General features: G+C 61.2%; 11 protein-coding genes and 1 pseudogene. 9 read left to right on the forward strand and 3 right to left on the reverse strand.

The window, feature by feature from the left end:
* Positions 1 to 313: 313 nt before the first annotated feature.
* From I9H07_RS11385 to I9H07_RS11425, 9 genes are all read left to right on the forward strand, one after another.
* Entirely contained in the window at positions 314 to 1774 is a 1461-nt protein-coding gene (locus tag I9H07_RS11385) for an NAD(P)-binding domain-containing protein (protein WP_058390912.1), read from the forward strand.
* Positions 1771 to 2745: an ABC transporter permease gene (locus I9H07_RS11390; RefSeq protein ID WP_058824517.1), complete on the forward strand. Its 975-nt coding sequence runs from the start codon at positions 1771 to 1773 to the stop codon at positions 2743 to 2745. Before I9H07_RS11385 ends, I9H07_RS11390 begins: the two co-directional genes overlap by 4 nt.
* Positions 2742 to 3662: an ABC transporter permease gene (locus I9H07_RS11395; RefSeq protein WP_024672035.1), complete on the forward strand. Its 921-nt coding sequence runs from the start codon at positions 2742 to 2744 to the stop codon at positions 3660 to 3662. The genes I9H07_RS11390 and I9H07_RS11395 overlap by 4 nt, the downstream gene beginning before the upstream one ends.
* Positions 3659 to 4675: an ABC transporter ATP-binding protein gene (locus I9H07_RS11400; RefSeq protein ID WP_248957207.1), complete on the forward strand. Its 1017-nt coding sequence runs from the start codon at positions 3659 to 3661 to the stop codon at positions 4673 to 4675. Before I9H07_RS11395 ends, I9H07_RS11400 begins: the two co-directional genes overlap by 4 nt.
* Entirely contained in the window at positions 4665 to 5678 is a 1014-nt protein-coding gene (locus tag I9H07_RS11405; protein ID WP_236423954.1) for an ABC transporter ATP-binding protein, read from the forward strand. The genes I9H07_RS11400 and I9H07_RS11405 overlap by 11 nt, the downstream gene beginning before the upstream one ends.
* A 64-nt stretch (positions 5679 to 5742) precedes the next feature.
* Positions 5743 to 7308, forward strand: a complete 1566-nt coding sequence (locus tag I9H07_RS11410; protein WP_236423952.1) for an ABC transporter substrate-binding protein — start codon at positions 5743 to 5745, stop codon at positions 7306 to 7308.
* A 70-nt stretch (positions 7309 to 7378) separates the two neighbouring features.
* Positions 7379 to 7909, forward strand: a complete 531-nt coding sequence (locus I9H07_RS11415) for a CMD domain-containing protein (protein ID WP_024672031.1) — start codon at positions 7379 to 7381, stop codon at positions 7907 to 7909.
* Positions 7906 to 8493 (forward strand): peroxidase-related enzyme, encoded by a 588-nt coding sequence (locus tag I9H07_RS11420; RefSeq protein WP_058824514.1) that lies wholly within the window; start codon positions 7906 to 7908, stop codon positions 8491 to 8493. Before I9H07_RS11415 ends, I9H07_RS11420 begins: the two co-directional genes overlap by 4 nt.
* A gap of 104 nt (positions 8494 to 8597) precedes the next feature.
* Complete coding sequence (locus I9H07_RS11425; RefSeq protein WP_058824513.1) at positions 8598 to 9395, forward strand: phosphodiesterase; 798 nt, start codon at positions 8598 to 8600, stop codon at positions 9393 to 9395.
* Between the two features lie 35 nt (positions 9396 to 9430).
* On the opposite strand, the pseudogene I9H07_RS11430 reads toward I9H07_RS11425, so the two are convergent.
* The 3 genes and pseudogenes from I9H07_RS11430 to I9H07_RS11440 form a co-directional block, all read right to left on the reverse strand.
* Positions 9431 to 9742: pseudogene (locus I9H07_RS11430) on the reverse strand (LysR substrate-binding domain-containing protein); the annotation flags it as partial.
* A 56-nt stretch (positions 9743 to 9798) separates the two neighbouring features.
* Positions 9799 to 10458 (reverse strand): dihydroxyacetone kinase subunit DhaL, encoded by a 660-nt coding sequence (dhaL, locus tag I9H07_RS11435; RefSeq protein WP_024672027.1) that lies wholly within the window; start codon positions 10456 to 10458, stop codon positions 9799 to 9801.
* Between the two features lie 3 nt (positions 10459 to 10461).
* Positions 10462 to 11463 carry a dihydroxyacetone kinase subunit DhaK gene (locus I9H07_RS11440; RefSeq protein WP_024672026.1) on the reverse strand — a complete coding sequence of 334 codons (1002 nt, stop codon included), beginning with the start codon at positions 11461 to 11463 and terminating at the stop codon, positions 10462 to 10464.
* Positions 11464 to 11483 lie beyond the last annotated feature (20 nt).

Here is an 11483-nt window from a genome sequence, read left to right on the forward strand (position 1 = left end):
AACCCAGTGCATTGGCACGATAAGCATACTCCCAGGCACTGATCGTTCCGCACGCTCCAGCGTGGGAACGCCTTTCGTGACGCTCTGCGTCACATACCCATGTCGCCACGCGTAGCCAGATAGCACCTAAATTCCATTTGGAAATATCAATATGCTTTTTTGCGCATTGCGAGAATAAAAAACGGCTTTTATTATTCGGATTAAGCATTCAAGGCCTTTAAGAATTCATTTTCAGTAAATGTGGAATGGTTTTTGAATTGATTTGAGTCAACGCTCGGGCTTTGGGCCTGATCATTTTTCCGAGTACCGACCAATGTCCGATGTAAACCCGCCTGCTGGCCTTGCCGCGCTGGAAGCTCGCCTGCAACAGGATCTGGCCTGGCTGGACCTGCCTGCCAAGCCCTGGGTCAAACCGCGGGCCAGTGCCGGGCAGGCCGTGCTCGACGTGGCGATCATTGGCGGCGGCATGGCCGGGCTTGCCCTGGCTGCCGAGCTGCGGCATCTGGGCGTGGCGGCAGTGATCTTCGATCAGTCCCCGGCAGGTTTCGAGGGCCCGTGGGCGACCACCGCACGTATGGAAACCCTGCGCTCGCCGAAACAGTTGACCGGACCGGCACTGGGTTTGCCGGCACTGACCTTTCGCGCCTGGTACGAAGCACAGTTCGGCGCCGATGGCTGGGCCGCGCTGGACAAGATCCCACGCCTGCAATGGGCTGAGTACCTGCGTTGGTATCGCAAGGTGCTGGCGCTGGATGTGCGCAATGAACACCGGGTCAGCAGGGTTGCGCCCAGAGCGGACGGCCTTATTGAGCTGGATCTCACCACCCCCGTGCAAACCCGATTCATGCTGGCCCGGCATGTGGTGCTCGCGACCGGTCGTGATGGTCTGGGCGGCCCCTGGGTGCCGGATTTCGCCCGGCAATTGCCGGATCATCTCTGGACACACTCGGCGGCCGGTTTGCAGGATGACTGGTTCGCAGGCAAGCGTGTCGCGGTGATCGGTGGCGGCGCGTCGGCCATGGACAGCGCCGCGACTGCGCTGGAAGCCGGTGCGCAGCGAGTCGATCTGCTGATTCGTCGCGCCGAGCTGCCGCGCGTCAACAAAGGCAAGGGCGTCGGTAATCCGGGCATGGTCCACGGCTACTGGCGCTTGCCGGACCTCTGGAAATGGCGCATTCGCCACTACCTCAACACCCAGCAAGTGCCGCCACCACGCGGCAGTACCCTGCGGGTATCGAACTCGGGCAGGGCACGTTTTCTGCTCGACAACGCCGTGCTGGCGGTCGAAGCAAATCCGGCTGGCGGGGTCTCGCTGCACACGTCGAAGGCGCGTATCGAAGCAGATTTTGTGGTCTTCGCCACCGGCTTTCGCACCGACTTTGCACAGCGCCCGGAATTTGCCCCGTTCTCCTCGCACATTCGCGTCTGGCAGGACCGCTTCACGGCGCCGCCTGGCGAAGCCGACACTGAACTGGCGGTATTGCCTGACCTGGGCAATTGCTTCGAATTTCAGGAGAAAACCCCAGGTGCGTGTCCGGGGCTCAATCACATTCACTGTTTCAGCTACCCGGCAGCACTGAGCTACGGCGCGGTGTCCGGAGATATTCCGGCCATCAGTGAAGGCTCCAAACGGCTGGCGCATGCGCTGGTCGGGCTGCTGTTCAACGAAGACATCGCGCTGCATTTCGAGGCCATGCGCGATTATGCCGAGCCGGAACTGCTGGGCGATGAGTGGCTGGCCAGCGAGCCGACTGCTGAAGAGTCACGTACATGATCGGCTGGGCGCTGCGCCGACTCACCCAGTCTTTGCTGGTGATTCTGTTGATGACGCTGGTGGTGTTCGTCGGCCTCAACGCCATCGGCAATCCGATGGACATTCTGGTGGGCGAAGACCTCAATCAGGCCGAACGTTTGCAGGCCATTGCGCACCTGGGGCTGGACAAGCCGTTGTGGCAGCAATACCTGATCTTTCTCAAAGGCGCGGTGCACGGCAATCTGGGCCAGAGTTTCGTGTACCACGAAGACGCCATGCGCCTGATCCTGCAACGCCTGCCCGCGACCTTCGAACTGGCGTTCAGCGCGCTGTTTCTGGCGGTGGTGGTCGGCGTGCCGTTGGGCATGTTTGCCGGCCTGTACCCCGATCATCCGCTGTCCCGCCTGATGATGGCTGCCAGTATCGTCGGCTTTTCGCTGCCGGCGTTCTGGGTGGCATTGATGATGATCATGCTGTTCTCGATCAAACTCGGCTGGCTGCCGGCCAGCGGTCGCGGCGAGACCCGTGAATGGCTCGGCGTGCAATGGTCGTGGCTGACGCTGGACGGCTTGCAGCACTTGCTGTTGCCCGCGTTGAACCTGGCACTGTTCAAGATTTCACTGGTGTTGCGCCTGACCCGCGCAGGTGTGCGCGAGGTGCTGCCGCAGGAGTTCGTCAAATTCGCCCGTGCCAAAGGCCTGTCGCCCATGCGCGTGATGTGCATGCACGTTATGCGCAACACCATGATTCCGGTGGTGACGGTGCTGGCCATGGAACTGGGCTCGACCATTGCCTATGCCGTCGTCACTGAAAGCATTTTTGCCTGGCCGGGTGCCGGCAAACTGATTCTCGACAGCATCAACATGCTCGACCGGCCGGTGGTGGTGGCCTATCTGATGGTCGTCGTGGTGATTTTCGTGGTGCTCAATTTGATCGTCGATGGCTTGTATTACTTGCTGGATCCGCGCGTACGCATCGAGGCATCCCGATGAGCATCACCGAAAAAGCCCTGCCTGCGAACACCCTGTTGCAGGCTCAGTCGCCCTGGCGGCGGGTGGCCGTCGAGTTCATCAGTTCCACCACGGCGGTGGTTGGCCTGCTGCTGTTGGTGGTCATTGTGTTGGTCGCAGCCTTCGCGCCATGGATTGTGGTGCAGAACCCCTATGACCTGATGCAGCTCAACGTGATGGATGCACGCATGCCGCCCGGCAGCCTCAACATGGACAGCGGTTATACCTATTGGCTGGGCACTGACGGGCAGGGCCGCGATCTGGTCTCGGCGATTATCTACGGCTTGCGCATCAGCCTGTGGGTCGGCATCGGCTCAGCGTTGATCGCAGCCGTGATCGGCACGCTGTTGGGGTTGGTCTCTGCGTATGTCGGCGGTTGGGTCGATGCATTGCTGATGCGTCTGGTCGACCTGTTGCTGTCGTTTCCGGTGATTCTGATGGCGCTGATGATTCTCGCCTGGCTGGGCAAGGGCGTCGGCAACGTGATGCTCACCCTGATCCTGCTCGAATGGGCCTATTACGCGCGCACCGCCCGTGGCCAGGCGCTCACTGAAAGCCGCCGCGAATACGTCGATGCAGCGCGCGGGCAGGGGGTCGGGCCGCTGCGTCTGGTGATCGGCCACATTCTGCCCAACTGTCTGCCGCCGCTCATCGTGATCGGCGCATTGCAGATTGCCCGCGCCATCACCCTGGAAGCGACCCTGTCGTTTCTCGGCCTTGGCGTACCGGTGACGGAGCCGTCGCTGGGCCTGCTGATCGCCAACGGCTTTCAATACATGCTCAGCAATGAATACTGGATCAGCCTGTTTCCGGGGCTGGCACTGCTGATCACCATTGTCGCGATCAACCTGGTCGGTGACCGTCTGCGCGATGTCCTGAACCCGAGGTTGCAGCGATGAGCCTGCCTGATGTGACGCCTGCGCCAGTTTCAGGCGAACAGCCGACCCTCGATGTGCGCGATCTGTGTACCTCGTTTCATACCCGCGCCGGCGTGTTGCCTGCGGTGCGCAATGTGTCGTTGCGCGTGCAGCCGGGGCGTATTCTGGGGCTGGTGGGCGAGTCGGGGTCGGGCAAATCGGTGACCGGTTTCTCGATTCTCGGTCTGGTGGATGAACCGGGGCGTATCAGTGGCGGCCAGGTCCTGTTCAAGGGCCGGGACCTGACAAAGCTCTCGGCCGCGCAACTGCGGGAAATCCAGGGCAATCGGGTGGCGATGATTTTTCAGGACCCGATGATGACCCTCAACCCGGTGCTGCGTGTCGATACGCAAATGGTCGAAGCGGTACGTGCCCATCGTTCGATCGGCAAGCGCGAAGCCCGCGAACATGCCAGCCGCACCTTGGCGCTGATGGGCATTGCCAGCCCCGAAGAGCGCCTTCGCACCTATCCGCATCAGTTGTCCGGCGGCATGCGTCAGCGGGTGGCGATTGCCATTGCGTTGCTGCACTCGCCTGACCTGATCATCGCCGACGAGCCGACCACCGCGCTCGACGTAACCATTCAGGCGCAGATCCTCAGCGAAGTGCAGAAACTGGTGCGCGAGCAGGGTACCTCGCTGATCTGGATCACCCATGACCTGTCGGTGGTTGCCGGGTTGGCTGACGATGTGGCGGTGATGTACGCCGGACGTATCGTCGAGCAGGGGTCGGTCGAGCAGGGTCTGGATCGTCCGCAACATCCCTACACGCAAGGCCTGATCGACAGCCTGCCGAGCCGTAACAAGCGTGGTCAGCGCTTGCGGCAGATTCCCGGTATGGCGCCGGATTTGCTGTCGATGCCCGCCGGCTGCGCGTTTGCCGCGCGCTGCTCCAGAGCAGCGGAAATGTGCGCGCAGGACCCTGAACCCCGCGAAATTCTACCGGGCCATACGGTTCGCTGCTTTTACCCAGGAGCTGCTGCCGATGTCCAGTGATCAGATCCCCCTCATCGAGCTGCAACAGGTCAGCAAGACCTTCGGCAAAACGGTGGACGAGCGCTCGTTTGAAGGGCTGCTGCAACGCCTGCACCTGACCCGCCCGAAACCGGTGACGCATGCCGTGGACCGTGTCGATCTGCGTATTGTGCGCGGCGAAGTGGTCGGGCTGGTGGGCGAGTCGGGTTGCGGCAAATCGACCCTCGGGCGCATGGTTGCCGGCCTGTTGCCAGTGTCTTCCGGCAGTGCGCTGGTAGACGGCAAGCCACTCGACAGCCTGACCGCGCAGGAGCGCAAGGCGCTGCGTCTCAAGGTGCAGATGATTTTTCAGGACCCGTCGTCGAGCCTTAATCCGCGCTTGCGGGTTGATCGTATCGTCGGCGAAGGCGCGCTGTTGCACGGCCTGACAGACCGCAAAGGTGCCGACGACTACGTCAGCGCGCAACTGCAGCGTGCCGGGCTCAGCCCACAACTGCGTCAGCGTTATCCGCATCAGTTCAGCGGCGGTCAGCGTCAGCGGATCGGCATCGCCCGTGCGCTGGCGGTGCAGCCGGAACTGCTGGTGTGCGATGAATCGGTGGCCGCGCTGGACGTCTCGATTCAGGCGCAGATCCTTAATCTGTTCATGGACCTGCGCGATGAGCTGGGCCTGACCTATCTGTTCATCAGCCACGATCTGGGTGTGGTCGAGCACTTGTGTGACCGCGTGGTGGTGATGTACCTGGGCCGCGTGGTCGAGACGGCGTCGGTCGACGATCTGTTTGCGCGGGCCAATCACCCATACACCCAGGCGCTGCTGGCGCAGATCCCGCGCTTCGATATTCGCAGTACCCGTTATGACGCGATCAAAGGGGAAATCCCCAGCCCGCTGAACCCGCCTGCCGGGTGTCATTTCCACCCTCGCTGCCCGCACGCCATGCCGCGCTGCCGCGAGGAAGTTCCAGCGCTGAGGGAGGTTTCTCCGAACCACCAGAGTGCGTGTCATTTAAATGATCAAGGCTAATGACCAACACTGAACGAGCCCCTGAAGCTCGTCAATCTCCGCCATTGCGTACAAGGAATCATCCATGAAACCACTCGTTCGTTCGTTGCTGGCCTCGGCTCTGCTACTGGCAGCCGGCAGTGCCTCGGCGCAGGACCTGCGTATCGGTTATGCCGACCCGGTCTCGTCTCTTGACCCACAGTTGAACAACTACGCGGGCGACCGTTCGGTGGCGCTGCATGCCTTTGAATCGCTGGTCAGCCGCCGCGACGACAAGACCCTGCCGGGGCTCGCGAAAAGCTGGAAGGTCGTGGACGACACCACGTGGGAGTTTGCCCTGCGGGATGACGTCAAATGGCAGGACGGCACGCCGCTGACGGCAGACGATCTGGTGTTCTCCTTCGAGCGTGCCCGCAGCGTACCGGGCAGCGTCGCCTCTTACGCGGGCGCCATGCGCACTGTCGAATCAGTCAAGGCCAAGGACGATCACACGCTGATCATCAAGACCCGCCTGCCCAACGCCAACCTGCTGCCGGACGTCGATTCGATCTACATCGTCAGTCGTCACGCAGGCGCGACGGCGAGCAGTGCCGATTACAATTCGGGCAAGGCCATGATCGGTACCGGGCCTTATCGCTTTGTGTCCTACGTGCCGGGTGACCGCACGATCTTTGCCCGCAATGACAGTTACTGGGGCGCGAAGCCGACCTGGGACAAGGTTGATTTCCGCTTCATCGCTAACGCGGCCAACCGCACGGCGGCTTTGCTGGCAGGCGACGTGGACGTGATCGACAAGGTGTCGCCGACCGATGTCGAGCGCCTGCGCAAGACGCCAAGCGTCAATGTATTTGCTTATCAGGGGCTGCGTGCGTTGATCATTCAGCCGAGTTTCCGCGCCGGACCCAACGAGTTCATTCGTGACAACGCGGGCAAGCCGCTGGCCGAGAACCCGCTGCTGGATGTGCGGGTGCGCAAGGCGCTGTCCCTGGCGATCAATCGTCCGGCCATCGACGAGCGCATCATGCAGGGCACCGTCACCGAGGCCAACCAATGGATGCCGGCCAACACCTTCGGTTACAACCCTGAGATCAAGAACATCCCGTATGACGCCAAACAGGCCAAGGACCTGCTGGCGCAGGCAGGCTTTCCCGAAGGGTTTCAGCTGACCGTACACGTACCGGGCGACCGTTACCCGCAAGCGCCGGAAGTCATGCAGGCCGTGGCGCAGTTCTGGACGCGAATCGGCGTCAAGGTGCAGCTGGAAGTACTGCCGTGGGCCGTATACGCGGGCAAGGCGAACAAGAATGAACTGGCCATCAGCGTGATTGCCTGGGGCAATGGCACGGGTGAAGCGGCTTATGCGCTGACCAACATTCTGACCACGGTCGACAGCAACAAGGGGCAGGGCGCCTCCAACTGGGGCCATTACAGCAACCCTCTGGTGGACAAGGCGTTGGCCGATTCGACTGCCGAATTCGATGAAGCCAAGCGCCGCAAAATCCTTCAGGACTCGGTCAAGGTGGTCAGCGACGACGTTGGCATCATTCCGCTGTTCCATTACCAGAACATCTGGGCCGCCCGCAAAGGCCTGAAAGTCGAGCCGCTGGTCAGCGACCGTACCGCAGCGACCATGGTCACCGAACAGCCTTGATCTTTCCCGGTTCGCGCAGCGTCTGTGACAACGGCTGCGCGAACGCCACCACAGCATTGCAGGTTATTTCATGACATCGACTGCTGAACATCAGACACCGCCGGACTTGCTCGATGAACTGCTGGCCATCGAGCCGGGCAGCCCGTTGCATAGCGTGCGTCATGCGCGGGACAAGGTTGCCTCTGCAACGGAAGGCAGCCAGCACCTGTTTTTCGACCCGGCGCTGGACAATAACCTGTCGTTGAGCGAACGCCTCTGGGTTGCCTATTACGCGACGCAGCTAAGCGCGCAGTCAACGCTGACCGCGCATTACCTGTCGCTGCTGGACAAGTCCGGCCTCGACGCCTGTGTGCTTGCAGACATCGACGGTAACCGGATCGATATGCTGAAAGACCCGCGACTGGCTGCAATCCTGAACTTTACCCGCACCCTGATCGAGTCTCCGGTACACGGTGATCAACGTGCATTGCAGGCATTACAGCAGCAAGGCCTGAGCACTGCTGAAATCGTGGTGCTGGCGCAGCTGATTGCGTTTCTGTCCTATCAGGTGCGTCTGGCCGCCGGGCTGAGCGCCATGAAATCTGCCGGAGCAACCCGATGAGCGAGCTTATTCAGATCGAAGGCTTTACCAATCAGGTGTTGGGCTGGAAGGCCTGGTTGCCGACCGTGAATCTAGACGATGCCACTGCCGAGCAGATCGCCGTGCTTGAAGAGAGCCATCCGCAAGCCAAAACCTCGGATTATTACCTGACCCTGGCGCATCACCCGGACATCCTGCGCCAGCGTTCTCAGGCCTTCAACGCCATCATGTACGCACCGGGTGGCCTGTCCCGCGCCGAGCGGGAGCTGGCGAGCACCGTGGTGTCGCGGATCAATCGCTGCGTGTATTGCGCCTCGGTGCATGCACAGCGTTTCGAGCAACTGGCCAAGCGTAATGACGTGATCGCCGAGGTGTTTGCCGACCCTGCGACAGCGGGCACCAGCGCACGCGAAAAAGCCATCGTGCAGTTCGCCATCGAACTGACACTTGAGCCTGCTGAACTCAATGCCGAGCACATTCAGGCGCTGCACGAGCAGGGGCTGGATGACACACAGGTCCTGGACCTGATCCACGCCATTTCGATATTTGCCTGGGCCAACCGGCTGATGCTGAATCTTGGCGAGCCGGTGTTTCCCGAGGCCTGATAGTCACCTCTCTCTGGTTGCATGATGCAGTCTGGCCCACTCGTTGCAACACTGGTTGCACCCACGCACAGGCAACCTGATCACGACTGAGGTGAGGTAATGGAATGCTGATTGCGCAAATATCCGACACGCATGTACGCCCAAGGGGGCAGCTCTATCAGGGAGTGGTTGATTCGAACGCGATGCTGGCGGCCGCCGTCGACACGATCAACGCACTCGACCCGCCCCCCGATCTGATTCTGTTCAGTGGTGACCTGGTGGATGAAGGGCGGCCCGACGAATATGCAATGGCCCGTGAATTACTCGCGCCACTGCGTCAAAAGCTGCTGATGATCCCCGGCAACCATGATCACCGGCACAACCTGCGCCGCGCTTTCCCTGAGCATGATTACTTCATGGATGAGGAAACATGCAACTTCGTGCATTCAGGCACGGCGCCAGTGCGCATCATCGGGCTGGATATCAGCGTGCCCGATCAGCATCACGGCGATATAACCGAGCGTGCGAGCCAATGGCTGGATGAAACACTGGCGCTGGAGCCTGACAAGCCCACGCTGATCATGATGCACCAGCCTCCGTTTTTCAGCGGCATCACCTGCATTGACCACTATCGATGCGAACGAGGCGAGCGATTGGCCGAGGTCGTGTCGCGATACCCCGCCGTTGAACGGATCGTCTGCGGGCACATTCATCGCTTCATGCAGCTTCGTTTCGGCGGAACGTTGATGTGTACGGCGCCGAGCACGACCACGGCCATTGCGCTGCAACTTCGCCCTGATGCCAGCGATGCCTCGTACATCGAACCGCCAGCACTGCTCTTGCATCACTGGAAAAGCGATACGGGGCTTATTACGCATTGGGTGCCGATCGGCAACTTCGAAGGGCCTTTTGCTTTCGCCTGAATAAGGGCAAGGCTTCAGGTTCCAGAGGTAACCGATCAGCGATAGCGCAACGCTTCCAGCAGCAGCGCAAAGGCAGGCGACGCCTGCCGTCTGCTGGGGTAGTAGAGGTGGAACCCGGCGAAGGTCGGCGACCAGTCTTCCAGCACATGGATCAATCGCCCAGCGTCGATGTGCGCTGCAACCAGATCGTGGGGAATGTAACTCAGCCCGAAACCGTCCAGTGCGGCGTCCAGCAGTGGATAAACGCCGTTGAACGCCACCTGGCCGGTAACCCGGACGTTGAGGGTCTCGCCGTCTTTGGCGAATTCTCATGCGTACAGTCCGCCATGGGTAGGCAGGCGCAGGTTGCGAATAGCTACTGAGGGGCCAGATCGCCGTACCAGTACGAGGCGGTAACGCCGCCTTATGAATGCCCAGCCTGGACAAGCCTCGGCTGCACCGAATCCGCCAGCCTGTTCAAAATCAGGCAGCACGACACCGCCCCCGCATCCAGCACGCCGAGTGAGCGCTCACCCAGTCGACTGGCGCGGCCGATTTTTGCCACTAGGTCCCTGGTCGAATCACGCCCTTGTGCGGCGGCGCGTTTCATCGCATCAAGCGCCTCATTGAACGAGGCACCGGAAGCATGCGCCTGTTCAAAGGCTTCGACGGCCGGAATCAGGGTGTCCATCAGGCATTTATCGCCGACGCCGGCTTCGGTAATGTCCTGCAATGAAGTGAGCCCGCCACGCAGCAGGCTGGCGAAGGTCGCCGCGTCGATTTTGTCACTGCCGCGCACCTGATCGGCCATGCCGATGAACAGGCTGCCATACAGCGGGCCCATCGAGCCGCCGATGCCTTCCATCAGGCTCAGGGTCAGTTCGTCCAGCGCTTCGGCGAGGGTCAGCTGTCGGCCCTCGATGGTGCGGCCGCAATGAGCAAAACCTTTGGCCATGTTGATGCCGTGGTCGCCATCGCCGATGGCGCCGTCGACTTCGCTGAGGTATTCGCGGTTGGCGACGATCACGCTCACCAGGTCTGCAACGATGGCAGTGCCGTCATGTGTGGAGAAATGCTGGCTCATGGTTCATTCCGCCTGGGTCATGCCGATGGAGCGGCAAGGGTGGTCGATCAGGGTTTTCAATTCATCGTCCAGACCCAGCAGGGTCAGGGTCACGCCCATCATTTCCAGCGAGGTGAAGTAGTTGCCGACGTAGCAGCGATGGACCTTCAGCCCCTTGGCCTTGAGCAGGCTTTCCACCTCGGCGTAAAAGATGTACAGCTCCATGACTGGCGTAGCGCCGAGACCGGAAACCAGCACCACGACGCTCTCGTCAGTGCTGAAATCCCGGTCTGCGAGGATCGGCGTGAGCATCCGTTCCGCCATCGCGGCGGCGGATTCGATGGCGATGACCTCTATGCCCGGTTCTCCATGGTGGCCGATACCCAACTCCATCTTGCCGTCCGCAATCTGGAAGTTCGGCTTGCCGACTGCCGCGATGGTGCAGGGCGTCAGGCCGATGCCGATGGAGCGGCACTGGTCGACGGCTTTCTGGGCGACGCGGATCACGCCACTCAGGTCGTAGCCTTGCGCGGCGGCGGCACCGCCGACCTTCCACATGAAAATTTCCCCGGCCACGCCGCGGCGCTTGGCGATATCGGCTTTGGGGGCGGAGGCGACATCATCGTTGGCCACCACGGTGCGCACTTGCAGGTCTTTGCTGGCGGCCATTTTCATCGCCAGTTTCACGTTCATGTTGTCGCCTGCGTAATTGCCGTACAGGCAGGCTATACCCGCACCCTGGTCAGCAGCGCGGAAAGCATCGAAAAAGCTTTTGGCGGTGGGCGAGGAGAAAATCTCGCCAACGGCTACGGCATCCACCAGGCCTGGGCCGACATAACCCAGAAAAGCCGGTTCATGGCCAGACCCGCCACCCGTCACAATGCCCACATGACCCTGCGCGGAAGGCCTGGTTTTACTGATGACGCGCGGGTTGCTGGCGCTTTGCGACAATTCGGGGTGGGCAACCAGCAGGCCGCGCAGCATGTCCTCGACCACCTGGTCCGGGTCATTGATCACTCGATTCATAACGCGTTTTCCTGTGTTGT

The organism is Pseudomonas syringae (genome assembly GCF_023278085.1).
GTDB classification, from domain to species: domain Bacteria; phylum Pseudomonadota; class Gammaproteobacteria; order Pseudomonadales; family Pseudomonadaceae; genus Aquipseudomonas; species Aquipseudomonas syringae_Q.